Here is a 15,628-nt window from a genome sequence, read left to right on the forward strand (position 1 = left end):
GGCTAAAATTGAAGCATTGCGACGAGGTGAGTATGAATCAACCGATAACGGAGCGGATGAGATGGACGATCGCAGATTTAGACCTTCTGCCGATCGACGATCGACGTTACGAAATTATTGGCGGAGAACTATTTGTGACTCGCGCCCCGCATTGGAAACACCAGAAAGCTATCAATCGTGCTGCAAATGCACTCGATGACTGGTCACAGCAAACTCAACTTGGCGAAGCAGTTCCTACACCCGGAGTTGTCTTCAGTGATGCTGATAGCGTGATTCCTGATGCCGTGTGGATCAGCAATGAGCGATTAGCAACTGGACTCGATCAAGCAGGGCATCTCATTGTTGCACCAGAATTAGTGGTCGAAGTGCTGTCATCGGGAGCGGAGAATATTAGACGCGATCGCGAACTCAAACTTCGCCTCTATTCGTCGCGGGGTGTGCGAGAGTACTGGATCATCGATTGGCAAGCTCAACAGATGGAGGTTTACCGCCGAGAATCCGCAGCACTGACGCTGGTTGCAACACTATTTCCAAGTGATGAGCTTACAAGCCCTCTCTTACCTGGGTTTACAATGTCGATCGCGTCTCTGTTTACATAGATTGATCCTTAATACAGGCTTCAATTTGATCAAACTGCTTGATGTCGCAAACAATTGATTCCCCTGAGTGCAGGACAATCTCTTCGCCTTGATGTTCGATCGACAATTTCGCGCCTTCTTGCAATAAGTAAGTTGCTTTGTCGTGCGTCATCTCAATGTCTAATCGCTGTCCTTGTAGAATTAGAGCGAATTTCATGCGCTTTAAAGTCTTCGGAAGCCGTGGATGGAAAGCGAAACTGCCGTCAGAATCTCTTAATCCTGCAAATCCGTAGATCATAATCATCCAGGTTCCGCCCATTGATGCAATGTGACAGCCATTTTTCACATTCCCCGCTACATCGGCTAAGTCCATCAAGGTCGCATACCGCGCATACTCGATCGCTTGATCCATCTTGCCAATTTCCGCAGCTACGATCGCTTGAATACAAGCCGACAGTGAAGAATCTCCAGTGGTCAGTGGATCATAGTATTCAAAGTTCCGCCGCTTTTGTTCGCGTGAAAATTCATGACCTAACAAGAACATCGCCAGTACAATGTCTGCCTGCTTGATCACCTGGTGGCGATAGATCACCAAAGGATGGAAATGTAACAACAACGGATACTTATCAGCAGGGATGTTCTCAAAGTCCCAAGGTTCTTGCTCCAGAAAGCCGTCGTGCTGTAGGTGAACGCCTGACTGTTCATCAAATGCAAAATACATGTTGTCAGCAGCTTTCTGCCAGTTGTCTACTTCAGAGAGTTCAATCTGGGTTTTAGCAACTAAAGCTTCAAAGCGATCGGGATAATTCTCATGCAGATGGCGAATCACTTTGGCAGCATACCAAAGGTTTTCTCGCGCCATTAAATTCGTATAAGTGTTGTTGTCTACAACCGTGTTGTACTCATCGGGTCCAGTGACTGCATGAATGCAGAATTGATTGTTCGATCGTTTTGAGAAAAATCCTAAGCTAACCCACATTCGCGCTGTTTCGACCAGCATTTCTGCACCAGCATCACACAGAAATTCATCGTCCTGAGTCACTTTTATGTACTTCTTCAGGGCGTACATAATATCAGCATCAATGTGATACTGTGCCGTTCCTGCTGCATAGTAGGCGGAAGCTTCTTCGCCGTTGATCGTTCTCCAAGGGAACAATGCACCTTCTTGACTGACTTCTTTGGCACGTTCTCTCGCTTTATCTAGCATTCCATAGCGGAACATCAAGAGATTTTTTGCAACAGATGGAACCGTATAAGTCAAAAACGGCATCACATAGATTTCTGAATCCCAGAAGTAATGCCCATCATAAGCTTGACTCGTCAATCCTTTTGACGGAATTCCCGCACCCTCTGATCGCGCTGAAGCCTGTAAGATATGAAATAGATTGAATCTCAAAGCTTGCTGCAATCGTTCCGGTGTTTCGTCGGGATGATCGGGTTCTCCATCAATCTCGATGTCACTGCGATACCAAAAATCATCTAAGAATTCACGCTGGCTCTTTAATAGTTCATCGAATCCATGCTTCATTGTTCGATCGAGGGTTCGTCTCGCTCGATCGTGCAATTCCTCACCATCCCACCGCTCTGAATGATGATAGGTAATAAACTTCCTCAAGCAAATCGTCGCGCCCTCTTTCGCTTCCACACTAAAGACAACTTTGCCCAAATCTTCAGAACATTCGTGACTGTAGTCAAACTCACAATCAGATTCAAACTGATGATCCACACCACACGCGATCGCCATTCCACTATTTCGAGTTTTATGGCTCAAGATCAATCGCTGGTCTAGCTCTTCATGCTGTTCAGGCAGTAAAACTCGCTCACTAAAAGTCTTTGCTAACCGAGGATCATTACTACCCTCACTGTTGTCCGGTTCGTACCGCACCTCAGAAGAGATAATGATCGGAGCATCCCCCTTGAGCAGTGTCACTTCGTAATCGATCGCGGCTACATGACGATGCACAAACGAAACGAGTCGCTGCGATCGAATTCTCACTTGCTTCCCGGATGGAGTCTCCCAGATGATTTCTCGATCGAGCGTTCCTGTCTGCATGTTCAACGCTCGTTCAAACTTCGACAGTTTCGCCGTGGGCAGATGGAACAGTTCATCGTCTACATAAAGCTTGATGATTTTGCTGTCCGCGACATTGACGATCGTTTGACCCGTTTTCGCATACCCGAATGCGTCTTCGGCGTACTCAATTTTGTACGACTCGTAACAGCCATTAATAAAGGTGCCGTTCTGCGCGACTGGATCGCCCTCTTCATACACTCCTCGCATTCCCAGATAGCCATTTGCCGTGGAGAATAATGTCTCCATCTGAGCGAGGCACTCTGGATAGAATTGGGTTTCAACCCAGCGCCAAGGATCGTGCGGGTAAATGCGTTTCGGTGGATGGATGGGTTTACGATGTAGCATTGAGGCAGAAGTTTTCTAATGGATTGAGATGGCTTCTATCCTGCTGATTTCAGGGTTCAAATCGCATCTGACTTTCAGTAGAAGTTTAAAGATCGTAATCCTTCCGTATCTTGTGTATTTATGACTGCATCCGATTCATTTTCTAACTGTGTTCAAACGCTGGCACTCGATCGCATCGATCGACATCTCTTCATTTGCGCTGACCAAACGAAACCGCTCTGTTGCAGTAAAGAACAGGGACTGGAAGCATGGGACTATCTTAAAAAACGACTGCGTGAATTAAAGCTAGACACCCCAACTACAGAGCGTCCTAGCTGTATCTTTCGCACCAAAGCTAACTGTTTGAGAGTTTGCGATCGCGGTCCGGTTCTCGTGGTCTATCCTGACGGTGTTTGGTATCATTCCGTCACCCCGGAGATCATCGATCGGATTATTCAAGAACATCTCATCGGCAATCGAATTGTTGAAGAGTTTGCGTTTTTGAGACACCCGCTACCCGAACCCCAAATCAATTCTGAAAAAGACGAAGATCGTATTATTTCTGACTAAAAAAAGGCTAAATTTCCGTTAGAGTGAATTTGAACAAACACCCGCAGAATTAACGATTTGCGATCGCCAAAACCAATGACTCCCGCGTAATTTCTGTCTTTGTTTAAACATTCCCAAACGCAATAAGTAACTGTTCTTAGAACCGCATCCAAGCGGATTCTCTCAACTTCATCTGAAAAAAGTTTAACTTCTTGACGAGTCGGATATAATGACTCGTGACCTATAGACAGAAATCTGGATTCTTCCAGTTCTTGAATCAAATTCGAGTATGGTAATCCAGAGTAACCCGTCCAATCGAAGCGCTACGCGACTCTGATCCCTCAGAACCCGTAGAATAGCTTAGTCATGTGTAAACGTTGATTAGATTCAGGCAGAGCGAGTAGCACAGCATGAAGGAAACCAGTTCAGGGAATCACAGACGATTGCTGCTGATTGATGATGACCCTAACCTAATTCTGTTGGTTAAAGATTATCTGGAGTTCCGAGGGTATGAAGTCGTAACCGCAGAAAATGGGCGGGAAGCGCTGGAAGTCCTCGAACAAGATGTGCCAGACATGATTATTTGCGATGTGATGATGCCAGAAATGGATGGTTATCAACTCGTAAGCAATATCCGTCAAGATCCCAAGACAAGCTGGATTCCAGTGTTGTTTCTTTCCGCGAAGGGTCAAAGCCAAGATCGCGTAAAGGGTCTCAATATCGGCGCGGATGTTTACATGGTGAAGCCGTTTGAGCCAGAAGAATTGGTGGCGCAAGTCGAATCTTCGCTCAAGCAAGCTTCCAGACTGATTCAACACAAGGATGCAAAAGGTGGCGATAATGCTCCGAAGATCCAAGTTCCATTTGATGTGGAGTTGACTCCGACTGAATTAAGGGTGGTTCAGTTTGTGGCGCGAGGAATGGCGAACCGCGAAATTGCCGAAGAATTAAATGTGAGCCAAAGAACGATCGAGAGTCATGTGAGTAATATGCTCGGTAAAACCGGATTGCATAATCGGACGGAGTTAGCTCGCTGGGCGATCGAGAATAGTATGGCGTAGGGATCAAATTCTGGTGAAGGACGATCGTAGAATTTTTACGATCGTCCTGATTCATGCTGAAAAAAGTGAAGGGCAGGAGCAACTCGAAAATGCTCCTGCCCATTTTTTATGAAATTAAGTAACGCAATTCTGATTACATCTGCGACATCAATGTCACCAATCCAGCACAAGCAGTCGCAAGTAACATCACCAGCCCAAACGATTCACCCAAGTGCTTTTTAGAAGTCTGCATACGACCTTTCCTTAACGTATTGATTGGATTTCTTAACAGTATCAGCCTCTCTCATATTCAAGTTAAAAAGTAATGTAAGTTATGATTCTCTAACAATTCTTAATTCAATCCACAGCCAGCACTCCGCTTTTCTCTCGATCGAGAGATTGACTGTAGTTTTTCTTAAGGTGTGGGAAGAGCGATCGTTACAGTTGTAATGAATTGCTGAGGATTATGAGCACGTTCGGTCAGGTATACTACTCTTCCAGAGTGGTTCAGGTTGGCAGATGAGTAAAGTGATTGCATTTGGATGGTATGGCGGTAAATTTAATCATCTCAATTGGCTGCTTCCGTTACTGCCAGAAGCAACTCATTACTGTGAACCCTTTGCTGGATCTGCGGCAGTGTTGTTAAATCGTCCTCCTGCTTTTGTGGAAACGTATAACGATATTGACGGAGAAGTGGTGAATTTCTTTCGGGTATTGCGCGATCGACAAGAAGAACTCATTCAAGCGATCGGACTCACTCCATTTTCGAGAGAAGAACTCCGAATCGCTGCGGAAGAACCGACTGAGAATTTAACAGAACTCGAACGAGCGCGACGGTTTTTTGTGAGAGCGCGTCAAGTGAGAACAGGTCTAGCTCAAACCGCCAGCGCGGGACGTTGGGCACATTGTAAACTGACTAGTCGAGCAGGAATGGCAGGAGCAGTTTCTCGATGGCTTGGCAGTGTTGAAGGACTTTCTGAAATTGTGCAGCGATTATTGCGGGTGCAAATTGAGAACGCTCCAGCGATCGAGGTGATTCAGCGCTACGACAGCGAGGAGACTCTGTTTTATTGTGATCCTCCTTATCCGCACGATTCGCGAGGAGATGCGAATGCTTATCGATATGAGATGAGCGATCGTGATCACGAAAAATTAGCTGAAACACTCCGAGCCGCAAAAGGAAAAGTTGCACTATCGGGCTACCATTGTACCCTTCTAGACAAGCTTTACAAGGATTGGCATTGTATTGATGCCCCTTCAAAACAATGCCTTTCCGTGAAGCAACCCCGAACAGAAGTCTTGTGGACAAATTATGAGATTCCGATCGTATGTCAGCCCCCAGCGAAATTCTCGATCGAGCCTTCCAACGCGCTAACGCAAATTTAGAACAGCCGATTATCTTAGCTGCTGAGATTCGCGATCGTACAACCTACGTCGCTCGTAATCTCAAAAATCGTGCGGGTATTCGATTGCTGATGGCGTGTTTGCTCGCAAAACTTCACCGTCCTGATGTAGATATCAGAAAGCCGTACACAGAAATCGGGGACATAGACTCTTTTTCTGGTAGAACTTATGATGAGCGCTACATCACTGCTTTCATCAATCAGCACAGTTTACCCTGTAATAGCACAACTGCGTTTCTAACCCCAGCACTACGCAACCGTAATACAGTTTTAACAACAGAAATCAATCTTGTTGGAAAGCCACCACAGTTATATCAAGCGGTTCTGACACTCCTTGATGATGTCTACTGCAATCGCGTCACTTCAGAAGACTTGTTAGCTGAAATTGTCCGATCGCTACTGATTGATAGAAACGAGCGACAGCAAAGAATTGATGCCTTAGTTTCAGGATTGAGAACAACAGACGGTGCTGTACCCTTGTCATCAGAAGATATTGTGAATCTAATTGAAAAACATTTGACCCTCAAAGGAACAAGTCGGCTTCCGGTGCTTGCAATCGCCGCTGTGTATCAGTCTGCCGAACAGTTTCTTGGAGAAAGAGTTCTCATGCTACAAGCGCACAATGCGGCTGATCTTCAAACAGGTGCATTAGGTGATGTCGAAATTACTTTGCTTGCTGATGATGAAGTTGTGACCAGCTACGAAATGAAGAATAAGCGGATTACACGCGAAGATCTTGATCGAGCATTGCAAAAATTGTCTGCTAGTGAAAAACGAGTTGATAACTATATTTTCATCACAACGGAAGCGATCGACAAAGAGGTTCAGGATTATGCACGTTCGATGTATCAAGAAACAGGCGGAATAGAATTCGTAGTTCTAGATTGTATCGGATTCATTCGCCATTTCCTACATCTATTTCATCGTTTGAGAAGTAGATTTCTGGAAGCTTATCAGACGCTGCTTCTGACAGAACCGCAAAGCGCTGTGAGTCAGCCTGTTAAAGAAGCTTTTTTAGCAATGAGGCAAGCAGCAGAAACGGGAATGGAGGAGATCTGAAACACATCTTTAGCCGTTGTCTCTATTGTCGATCGCTCTACCTTTGATGATATTCACGCCATTGGGCGATCGTTCTTGGCGGAGTTGATCGCCGCACAGATTCAGGCAAAAGCGACCAAATTTCTAACAACGTCGGCAATCCAAGCTGTAACTGTTCGAGTAACGCCACATTCGAGAAAACAGTTTCAGTCCGATCGACAAGAATCACCTGCCCTGCATCTAGAACAATCACCCAATCCGCCCAAGCGTAAACCAAATCGAGATCATGAGTCGCGATCGCGATCGTTGTTCCCTTGTCATGAATTCGATCTAGTTCTCGAAACAAATTGCTAGTTTGCCGTTTATCCAAATAAGCGGTTGGCTCATCTAAAAGTAACAGTTCGGGCTGTAGTGCCATCACACCCGCAAGCGCAACTCTGCGCTTTTGTCCCAAGCTCAAATGATGAAGCGGACAATGCTCTAAGTCTTTTAGAGAGAAATCGATCAAAGTTTGCTGTAATCGTTGAGCAATTTCTGATTTCGTAAGCTGCAAATTGCACAGCCCGTAAGAGATGTCTTCACTCACTGTTGCTGCAACTAATTGCCGTTCTGGATCTTGAAAGGCGAGTCCGATTCGCTGTCTCCATTGATTCAGAGCAGCAGCATGATATTTTAACGGTTCTCCTCGCCAGCGAATTGTTCCAGCATTCACGCGATACAGTCCATCGGCAAGAAAGAGCAAGGTTGATTTACCACAGCCATTATGTCCCACGATCGCAGTTTTCTGTCCTGCTAAGATCTGAAAACTCAACTGTTGCACCGCAAACCGATCGCTGTTTGGATAGCGATAAGACACGTCCTGAAACTCAAGTAGCGGCTGCATCATCTGAACTCTAAAATCAGCAATCCAACACAGCCTAACACTGACTCGATCGCATATCGTTTGGAGTAATAATGCTTCTGAGTTGAATACACCTCAAAGGTTCCATTAAACCCACGAGCATTCAGCGCAAGGGAAAAATCGCGATAGTGATGCAGCGATCGCACTAACAATTGACTAATCAATAATCCCACACTATGCATCCATCGTTTCCGCGTCCGATATCCGCCTCTTGCTTGCTGTGCAAACTGCAATTCGGTCACAACATCAAAAAACAAGAAGACAAATCGATACATTAACAGTAATAGTTCAGTAATCAGCGTTGGCACCCGTAACTGTCGAAACAGATTCAGCAAATCAGTGAATGGAATCGTAAACAGAATGAACAATAAACAAGACGTACAGGAAAGCGATCGCATTGCAATCTGGAATGCTTGAATGATTCCACTGCGGCTGATGAATAGATACCCGCTTCCAATTGCAACGCCTTGAAGTTCGTCATTCTGAATAGCTGCAATTTGATCAATCGCAACTGCATTCAGCACCAAAGCTGGAATACTGGTTAACAAAAAGATTCCAGCTACGGCTAACAGTTGAAAATAGACTGGAGCAGGAATTCGCGCATAGGCGATCGTCCAAACCGCCAACCAAACCATGATAAGAAACTGTGGAATCGGATGCACAACTAGCGCAATCATGAGAACTACGATCGCGAATCCAAATTTCTGCACAGGAGCGATCGGGCGCAATCGATTCTGATAAGCATAAACATCCAAGTGATGATGCAATTACTTCTGCTCCCGTTTCTCAGTTCTGCCTCGATAGCGCCCAATCACAAAGCCAATGACACCCGCCCCTAATGCGGCTTGTGAAGCAAACAATAGACTTTCGACTTCTGTACTTGGCGGTTCAAAGAATGGTTTAAACCAAGGCTCATATCCCGGTTTAAGTTCCCCGATCGCAGTTTCAGCCTGACCATCTGATCCACTAAATTCCCCTTTAACAAACAAGAGCGGAAAAACTGCTAGAACAATCACCGCGATCGCTAATCCCCAATTTTGCAGCTTTGACGATTTCATGATTGCTCCTGCTTGAGTAGATTCAAAGTTTCCAAATCTTCCCGTCCGTAAGATTGCAGCCAATTCCACACCAGAACGGTGAGCAATCCTTCACTAATTGCCAGTGGCACCTGAGTCACCGCAAAAATTCCCGCAAACTTGAGAAATGCAGCGACGAACCCCCCTTGTGCGGCTGGAAACGCCAACGCTAACTGAATCGAGGTCGTGACGTAAGTAAGCAAATTTTCCAAAGCTGACGCACAAAAGATCGCGACTTTTTGATGTCCAGTTTGCAGAATCAAATGATAGACCCCGTACGCCACGAAAGGACCTACGATCGCCATCGAAAACGCATTCGCTCCTAATGTGGTCAGTCCACCATGCGCGAGTAACAATGCCTGAAACAGCAGCACGAGTCCACCCAACACCGACATCACCGACGGACCAAACAAAATCGCACCTAATCCAGTTCCAGTCGGATGCGAACAACTCCCCGTCACCGATGGAATTTTCAGCGCCGATAACACAAAGGTAAAGGCACCCGCTAACGCCAGTAGCGGTTTAAGTTGGGGATTTTGTCGCGTGATGCGTGTCAGCGATCGTACTCCCACGACAAAAAATGGAATCGACACAACCCACCAAAAAATCGCCCACTCGACCGGTAGAAACCCTTCCATGATGTGCATCGCATGGGCAGGAGTGGGAGAACCGATAATCAAATAAGAACTTAGCCCTACGATTGCAGTAAGGCGCAATAATTTATGATGTTTCACTGAGTCTGTACCTCGCAGACGGTTTGATAATCAATCAGCATGGCACGCTGAGCGGCTTCGGCGGGCATTCTGGCTCAGAGAAGTAATCTCATCACAGTTGCGGGACAGCGGTAGCTTTGCACTACTCTTTCCCCGTTACCTCTAGCGACTGCTTCCCGCTAGAACCGATGCAAACCTCAGCGTACCACCGTTGAGCATTTTGCTCAATCTAACCGTTACTCACTGCAACATCGTTTCAATCCGGTTGATCCTCGCTCTTTTGTGGGGCACGTCCAAATAGATGCGTGAGGCTAGCAAATCGATCGCGAATTTCATCGCTCAACAAATCAGAGCGATATCGCCACCCCCAGTTTCCTTCTGCTTTTCCAGGTGCATTCATTCGGGCATCTGTTCGCAGTCCCATCAAATCTTGCAGAGGAACGATCGATAAGACGGCAACTGAACTCATTACCAATCTGATCAAATCCCAATGAATACCTTGATCACTAATGCAACCGAGATAGTTCCACAATTGACCCCGCTCATAGTCTGAAAGGCTCTCATACCATCCGATCGTCGTATCGTTATCGTGGGTTCCCGTGTAGACAAGACAGTTACGCGGATAGTTAAAAGGGAGATAGGGATTGCCCGGATCAGACCCAAATGCAAAGTGAACAATCTTCATCCCAGGAAACTCAAATTTATCTCTGAGTGCTTCAACCTCTGGAGTGATCACGCCTAAATCTTCTGCAAGGATCGGTAGCTTTCCGAGCTTACGATCGAGCACCTCAAAAAACAAATCCCCTGGAGCTTCAATCCAGTTACCGTAAATCGCGGTTTCTTCACCTTGCGGCACTGCCCAGTAAGCCTGAAAGCCTCGGAAATGGTCAATCCGAATCCAATCGACTAAATCGAGCATTGCTTCAAAGCGTTGTATCCACCATTTGAAGTCGGTCTTTTCGAGATAGTCCCAATCATAGATAGGATTGCCCCAAAGTTGCCCAGTCGCACTAAAGTAATCGGGTGGAACACCTGCCATCAGTTCAGGATGTCCGGTTTCAGGATCAAGTCTGAAGTTCTGAGAATTAGCCCACACGTCTGCACTATCATGAGCGACATAAATCGGAATGTCCCCAATGATTTGAATCCCATTTTCGTTTGCATGTTGTTTGAGCTTCATCCATTGGCAGAAGAACTCATACTGTAGAAATTTTTGATAGTTAATCTCATCTTGTAAGCGGGCTTGGGCTTTCTCGATCGCATTCGGCTTAAACTGCATGATTTCTGGTTCCCAGTCATACCAGCTTTTACCGCCGTTCTCATCTTTTAGCGCCATAAACAGCGCATAGTCTTCGAGCCAGAATGCTTTCCCAGTGCAAAACTCAGCAAATTCTCGCTGCTCAGACGGTTGATGTTTGAACGCCTCATACGCTTTTCGCCACAGCGGAACTTTGGTTGCATACACGCGATCGTAGTCCACCCCGTTTTCCCAAAAGTCCGGTAGATTGTAGAAATCGGATTCTTCTAGCAAACCGCGATCGCGCAATGTCTCTAAGCTAATGAGCAGCGGATTGCCTGCCATTGACGAATACGACGCATACGGCGAATTTCCATAGCCTGTAGGACCGAGTGGTAAAACTTGCCAATACTGCTGACCACTGTGCACCAAGAACTCGATAAACCGATGAGCTTCGGCTCCGAGTTCACCAATCCCAAATCGACCGGGAAAACAGGTAGGATGCAGCAAAACGCCGCTCGATCGCTTCAAAGACATAGAATAAACACGAGGAAAAGGCTTTTGGAACTGTAACACAAGACCGAAAAAGCCAATCTCTGCCGAAAGAAGAATCAAGATTCGTTCACACAATTTTTTATGGCTCATCGCAATCCTGCTCCGACGGTTGACATCATTATCGAACTCGTCGATCGACCCCACCGCCCGATCGTGCTGATCGAACGCCTCAATCCCCCCCACGGCTGGGCAATTCCCGGCGGATTCATCGATTACGGCAATTCAGCCGAAAAAACAGCACAGCTTGAGGCGCAGGAAGAAACCGGACTCGAAATCGACCTGGTTGACCTGCTGGGTGTGTATTCTGATCCGAACCGGGATCAGCGCCAACACACGATGAGTATCACCTATATTGCAACCGCGATCGGTGAACCCAAAGCTGGAGACGATGCGAAAAATGTTCGAGTTATCGACATTTGGCAGATCCCGAAGAATTTATGTTTTGATCACGATCGCATTTTGCACGATTATTTACAGTACAGAAATTATGGAATGCGACCCAGAGTATGAAAAAAGTGATTCGGACTGATGCGGCTCCGGCTCCGGTTGGACCTTACAATCAAGCGATCGTGGCTCAAGGATTGGTATTCGTTGCCGGGCAAATTTCGCTTGATCCAGCAACTGGGGAAATTGTTGGAGCCGGGGAAATCGTCGCTCAAACTGAACGCGCTTTGACGAGCATGAAGGCGATTCTGGAAGCTTCTGGATCATCGATGGCGAACGTCGTGAAAACCACCGTGTTCCTAAAAGACATCAATGATTTCGCGGCGATGAATGCGGTCTATGCGAAGTACTTTGAGGAAGAGACTGCACCTGCTCGAATCTGTGTTGAAGTCGCACGATTGCCAAAGGATTTGTTGGTCGAGATTGATTGCATTGCAACGGTGAATTAGGCGAGCGATATTGATATAAAAAACCCTCCGAATCGATCGGAGGGTTTAAAGTCATTAGACCTTTTGCGTGAGTCCGAAATGCTCACCGAATAGAATAATACCGGTGGCGAATTCGACCTCAGCATCGTTCGCAGTGTCTGCGCTGCGTTGTCCGTCCGCGCCGGAATGAATTCGGCGCTCCTCCAAGCGAAGTCAGTTGAAACTGACTGGAGCGTTTGCCGTTCCCTCTTCAGTCCTGTTCACAGGACTTCGCCTGGGGGAGCGCCGAATTCTATTCCGGCGCGGATCTATTCCGGCGCGGATCAGTGCAACGAACGAGGGATTTGTGATCATTTTTTCAATTTGCCACCAGTATTATTCGCCCAGGCGTTCACGCAAGAAGTCTAGGGTTTGCTACTTAGTCGATCGCGATCCCTGTTGCAACCTTTTCGGGTTCCGGTGAAACTGCGATCGGCTTTTTCGCAATCAGGTACTTACTCATAAAGTGAACCTGCTCAGAGACGGCTTCAAAACCAGCATCAGTCAAACGCTTGGTTAAATTGTCTGTGGTGTAGTGGCGGTAATACGGCTCGTGGAAAATTTCGGGGAAATTCTCCATTGCGATCGACAATTCCGGTGAATCACTCATCTGAATCGAATCACAGATGATGAACGTTCCACCCGGTTTCACCACTCGGAACGCTTCATTAATCACGTTCTGACGCGCTTGAGGTGGCAATTCGTGGAATAGAAACACGCTCGTCATCGCATGGAAATAGTTATCCAAGAATGGAAGCTCTTCGCCGTTCCCTTGTACCAACTGCGGCAAAGTTCCAGGAATTTGAGACAGCAATTGATTCGCCTTTCTCAGATAAGCCGCCGACAGATCCACCCCGTACAGTGAAGCTTTCGGCAACGTTCCACGAATATTTCTCAGCGTACGACCCGTTCCACAAGCAACATCCAGAATCTTAATTTGATTCGGTGGTATATCACTAAACGCTTTTAAGCCTTCTTTCAAGGGAGCTAACACGCGTCGCCGCATCGGGTCAGCGGTTCCGTTAAACAAGAGTTCAACCTGCAAATCATAGAGATTCGCAGACTCATCACTCAAGTACCCGTTGGTCTGATGATGGAAGTTCTGAACGTAATAGCTCGGTAAACCTTGCGTTTCAACTTCAGATGTAAAATCCTGATAGCGCTTCTCATTGACGCGCTGCCACATTTCCGGCATATCGAGCCAAACCGCAGGATAGAAGCGGAAGAAATCATCCCACGAATTGTCGAACAGTAGGCTGACTGGGTAAATGCCTTTTTCAGCATCTTGCCAGTCGGTTTCGAGAATGGCATCCATCCGCTTTTGAATGGTTTGAATCAGTTCGAGCGTAAGCGGCTGGGGTTTTGGTTTGGTGACTTCGGGAGGGGGTGCAACCATATTCAGCAGTTGAGTACTGACGGCTTTATGCACCAATCCAAAATAGCTTTTTCCTTGCTGAACGGTCTGATATGCCAGCTTTGTTAATGTATCTTCGGGCATGGTGGTGTGCAACAGCAATCTACGACTATGAATAAGTGTAACGAATTCTGATCCGTGAGTAGCGTCATCGATCGAACGATTTTGAATTGAAAAAAGCGATCGAGCCATGACAGCTCGATCGCTTCTGGGTTCAAACTCTAGAACGAATTAGCAATCGTAGTAGAGCATGAATTCATACGGATGAGGGCGGATGCTCATTGGAATCACTTCGCGATCGAGCTTGTAGCTGATCCAGCTTTCGATGAAGTCTTCCGTAAACACACCACCCGAAGTCAGGTAATCGTGATCGGTTTCCAAGTTCTTCAACGCTTCCGCCAAAGATCCAGGAGTCGAAGGCACTTTCGCCAATTCTTCAGGGCTGAGTTCGTAGATGTCTACGTCTAACGGCGAACCCGGATCGATCTGGTTCTTGATGCCGTCAATACCTGCACAGAGCATTGCTGCAAACGCCAAGTAGGGGTTCGAGGTTGCATCCGGGCAGCGGAACTCTAAGCGTTTTGCTTTCGGGTTGGCTCCAGACAGCGGAATCCGCACCGATGCCGATCGATTCCCTTGCGAGTATGCCAAGTTCACCGGAGCTTCAAATCCAGGAACCAAGCGCTTGTAAGAGTTTGTGGTCGGGTTGGTGAACGCCAGCAACGAAGGCGCGTGTTTCAGAATTCCACCAATGTACCAAAGTGCGTTTTGGCTCAATCCAGCGTATCCGTCGCCTGCAAAGGTCGGTTCGCCATTGTTCCAAATCGACTGGTGACAGTGCATCCCAGAACCATTGTCACCAAAGACAGGTTTCGGCATGAACGTGATCGATTTACCGTATTTACGACCGACGTTTTTGATCACATACTTGTAGGTCATCAACCAGTCCGCCGCCTCCACCAGTGTTCCAAAACGGAAACCGAGTTCGCACTGTCCGCCCGTTGCCACTTCATGGTGATGTTTCTCGATCGGGACTCCACATTTCGCCATCGTCAAGAGCATTTCCGATCGCATATCTTGCGAGGTGTCGGTCGGCGCAACCGGGAAGTAGCCTTCTTTGTTCCGGGGCTTGTATCCCAAGTTTCCGCCCGGTTCTTGACGACCAGAGTTCCAAATCCCTTCAGCGCTGTCTACGTGGTAGTAGCCTTCGTGCTGGTTTTGGTCGTAGCGGACATCATCGAAAATGAAGAACTCAGCTTCAGGACCGAAGAACGCGGTGTCGCCCAAACCAGTCGTTTTCAGGTAGTCGATCGCTTTTTGGGCAATCGATCGCGGGTCGCGGCTGTAAGGCTGTCCGGTACGCGGCTCTTTGATCGAGCAAATCATGCTCAGCGTTTTGTGTTCCATGAACGGATCGATCCAAGCCGTGTCCGGATCAGGAACCATCGACATATCCGACTCATTGATCGATTTCCAACCCCGAATACTCGATCCATCAAATGGAACGCCATCGGTAAAGCTGCTTTCGTCAATTTGGCTTCTGTGCAGGGTAAGGTGTTGCCAAATTCCTGGCGTGTCAATGAATTTAAGATCGATTAACTCAATCCCTTCATCATTGATCTTTGCCAAGATCTCTTGTGGGGTCGCCATGAAGTACTCCTAGTAAGTCGCGTAACTTGCTCAACGCTGAGCGCCTGTTGCGGGTTGGATCGCTCGTGAAGGCTCACGTCGATCGCTCACCACAATCTGTTCTGAATCATGGTATGGAGACGTTTCACGCAGTTTTGTATAGGACGCTACAAAATCGAATCAGTT

At 47.0% G+C, this 15,628-nt stretch carries 15 protein-coding genes and 1 riboswitch; of the genes, 7 read left to right on the plus strand and 8 right to left on the minus strand.

From position 1 onward, the window contains the following. The first annotated feature begins 32 nt into the window (after positions 1 to 32). Positions 33 to 599 carry a Uma2 family endonuclease gene (locus tag NIES2104_RS06665; protein ID WP_058996925.1) on the plus strand — a complete coding sequence of 189 codons (567 nt, stop codon included), beginning with the start codon at positions 33 to 35 and terminating at the stop codon, positions 597 to 599. Here NIES2104_RS06665 and NIES2104_RS06670 read toward each other — a convergent pair. Next, positions 592 to 2,997 carry a glycoside hydrolase family 65 protein gene (locus NIES2104_RS06670; protein ID WP_058996927.1) on the minus strand — a complete coding sequence of 802 codons (2,406 nt, stop codon included), beginning with the start codon at positions 2,995 to 2,997 and terminating at the stop codon, positions 592 to 594. The genes NIES2104_RS06665 and NIES2104_RS06670 overlap by 8 nt on opposite strands. A 120-nt stretch (positions 2,998 to 3,117) precedes the next feature. Between NIES2104_RS06670 and NIES2104_RS06675 the strand changes: the two genes are divergently transcribed. From NIES2104_RS06675 to NIES2104_RS06695, 4 genes are all read left to right on the plus strand, one after another. Next, positions 3,118 to 3,546, plus strand: a complete 429-nt coding sequence (locus NIES2104_RS06675) for a ferredoxin (RefSeq protein ID WP_058996929.1) — start codon at positions 3,118 to 3,120, stop codon at positions 3,544 to 3,546. Between the two features lie 389 nt (positions 3,547 to 3,935). Beyond that, positions 3,936 to 4,586: a response regulator transcription factor gene (locus NIES2104_RS06685; RefSeq protein ID WP_058996933.1), complete on the plus strand. Its 651-nt coding sequence runs from the start codon at positions 3,936 to 3,938 to the stop codon at positions 4,584 to 4,586. 498 nt (positions 4,587 to 5,084) lie between these two features. After that, on the plus strand, positions 5,085 to 5,951 hold the full coding sequence (locus NIES2104_RS06690; RefSeq protein WP_058996935.1) for a DNA adenine methylase: 867 nt from the start codon (positions 5,085 to 5,087) through the stop codon (positions 5,949 to 5,951). After that, positions 5,894 to 7,027: a restriction endonuclease, SacI family gene (locus NIES2104_RS06695; RefSeq protein ID WP_058996936.1), complete on the plus strand. Its 1,134-nt coding sequence runs from the start codon at positions 5,894 to 5,896 to the stop codon at positions 7,025 to 7,027. The genes NIES2104_RS06690 and NIES2104_RS06695 overlap by 58 nt, the downstream gene beginning before the upstream one ends. A 37-nt stretch (positions 7,028 to 7,064) precedes the next feature. On the opposite strand, the gene NIES2104_RS06700 is transcribed toward NIES2104_RS06695, so the two are convergent. From NIES2104_RS06700 to malQ, 5 genes are all read right to left on the minus strand, one after another. Further along, positions 7,065 to 7,892 (minus strand): energy-coupling factor ABC transporter ATP-binding protein, encoded by an 828-nt coding sequence (locus NIES2104_RS06700; RefSeq protein ID WP_058996938.1) that lies wholly within the window; start codon positions 7,890 to 7,892, stop codon positions 7,065 to 7,067. After that, a complete protein-coding gene (gene cbiQ / locus NIES2104_RS06705) occupies positions 7,889 to 8,674 on the minus strand; it encodes a cobalt ECF transporter T component CbiQ (RefSeq protein WP_058996940.1) in 786 nt (261 codons plus the stop codon). Before cbiQ ends, NIES2104_RS06700 begins: the two co-directional genes overlap by 4 nt. Continuing rightward, a complete protein-coding gene (locus tag NIES2104_RS06710) occupies positions 8,675 to 8,965 on the minus strand; it encodes an energy-coupling factor ABC transporter substrate-binding protein (protein WP_058996942.1) in 291 nt (96 codons plus the stop codon). Continuing rightward, positions 8,962 to 9,717, minus strand: coding sequence for an energy-coupling factor ABC transporter permease (locus NIES2104_RS06715; protein ID WP_058996943.1), 756 nt, complete (start codon positions 9,715 to 9,717; stop codon positions 8,962 to 8,964). The genes NIES2104_RS06710 and NIES2104_RS06715 overlap by 4 nt, the downstream gene beginning before the upstream one ends. 41 nt (positions 9,718 to 9,758) lie before the next feature. Further along, positions 9,759 to 9,901, minus strand: a riboswitch (cobalamin riboswitch). Between the two features lie 51 nt (positions 9,902 to 9,952). Next, positions 9,953 to 11,578: a 4-alpha-glucanotransferase gene (gene malQ / locus NIES2104_RS06720; RefSeq protein ID WP_339375067.1), complete on the minus strand. Its 1,626-nt coding sequence runs from the start codon at positions 11,576 to 11,578 to the stop codon at positions 9,953 to 9,955. On the opposite strand from malQ, the gene NIES2104_RS06725 reads away from it, so the two are divergent. Continuing rightward, a complete protein-coding gene (locus tag NIES2104_RS06725) occupies positions 11,570 to 11,998 on the plus strand; it encodes an NUDIX hydrolase (protein ID WP_058996946.1) in 429 nt (142 codons plus the stop codon). The genes malQ and NIES2104_RS06725 overlap by 9 nt on opposite strands. Continuing rightward, positions 11,995 to 12,381, plus strand: coding sequence for a RidA family protein (locus tag NIES2104_RS06730; protein ID WP_058996949.1), 387 nt, complete (start codon positions 11,995 to 11,997; stop codon positions 12,379 to 12,381). Before NIES2104_RS06725 ends, NIES2104_RS06730 begins: the two co-directional genes overlap by 4 nt. A 397-nt stretch (positions 12,382 to 12,778) precedes the next feature. Here the strand turns inward: NIES2104_RS06730 and NIES2104_RS06735 are convergent, their stop codons facing one another. Next, positions 12,779 to 14,005 (minus strand): class I SAM-dependent methyltransferase, encoded by a 1,227-nt coding sequence (locus NIES2104_RS06735; RefSeq protein WP_304607998.1) that lies wholly within the window; start codon positions 14,003 to 14,005, stop codon positions 12,779 to 12,781. A gap of 39 nt (positions 14,006 to 14,044) precedes the next feature. Continuing rightward, positions 14,045 to 15,463: a type I glutamate--ammonia ligase gene (gene glnA, locus NIES2104_RS06740; RefSeq protein ID WP_058996951.1), complete on the minus strand. Its 1,419-nt coding sequence runs from the start codon at positions 15,461 to 15,463 to the stop codon at positions 14,045 to 14,047. Positions 15,464 to 15,628 lie beyond the last annotated feature (165 nt).

It is taken from the genome of Leptolyngbya sp. NIES-2104, from assembly GCF_001485215.1.
Classification (GTDB): Bacteria; Cyanobacteriota; Cyanobacteriia; order Leptolyngbyales; family Leptolyngbyaceae; genus Leptolyngbya.

What these genes read in the sequence shown, in the direction of transcription:
- NIES2104_RS06700 (WP_058996938.1), bottom strand. Translation starts at nt 7,892, where the DNA reads ATGATGCAGCCGCTACTTGAGTTTCAGGACGTGTCTTATCGCTATCCA.
- NIES2104_RS06710 (WP_058996942.1), bottom strand. Translation starts at nt 8,965, where the DNA reads ATGAAATCGTCAAAGCTGCAAAATTGGGGATTAGCGATCGCGGTGATT.
- NIES2104_RS06735 (WP_304607998.1), bottom strand. Translation starts at nt 14,005, where the DNA reads ATGGCTCGATCGCTTTTTTCAATTCAAAATCGTTCGATCGATGACGCT.
- NIES2104_RS06675 (WP_058996929.1), top strand. Translation starts at nt 3,118, where the DNA reads ATGACTGCATCCGATTCATTTTCTAACTGTGTTCAAACGCTGGCACTC.
- NIES2104_RS06725 (WP_058996946.1), top strand. Translation starts at nt 11,570, where the DNA reads ATGGCTCATCGCAATCCTGCTCCGACGGTTGACATCATTATCGAACTC.
- NIES2104_RS06690 (WP_058996935.1), top strand. Translation starts at nt 5,085, where the DNA reads ATGAGTAAAGTGATTGCATTTGGATGGTATGGCGGTAAATTTAATCAT.
- NIES2104_RS06685 (WP_058996933.1), top strand. Translation starts at nt 3,936, where the DNA reads ATGAAGGAAACCAGTTCAGGGAATCACAGACGATTGCTGCTGATTGAT.
- NIES2104_RS06695 (WP_058996936.1), top strand. Translation starts at nt 5,894, where the DNA reads ATGTCAGCCCCCAGCGAAATTCTCGATCGAGCCTTCCAACGCGCTAAC.
- NIES2104_RS06730 (WP_058996949.1), top strand. Translation starts at nt 11,995, where the DNA reads ATGAAAAAAGTGATTCGGACTGATGCGGCTCCGGCTCCGGTTGGACCT.
- NIES2104_RS06665 (WP_058996925.1), top strand. Translation starts at nt 33, where the DNA reads ATGAATCAACCGATAACGGAGCGGATGAGATGGACGATCGCAGATTTA.
- malQ (WP_339375067.1), bottom strand. Translation starts at nt 11,578, where the DNA reads ATGAGCCATAAAAAATTGTGTGAACGAATCTTGATTCTTCTTTCGGCA.
- glnA (WP_058996951.1), bottom strand. Translation starts at nt 15,463, where the DNA reads ATGGCGACCCCACAAGAGATCTTGGCAAAGATCAATGATGAAGGGATT.
- NIES2104_RS06670 (WP_058996927.1), bottom strand. Translation starts at nt 2,997, where the DNA reads ATGCTACATCGTAAACCCATCCATCCACCGAAACGCATTTACCCGCAC.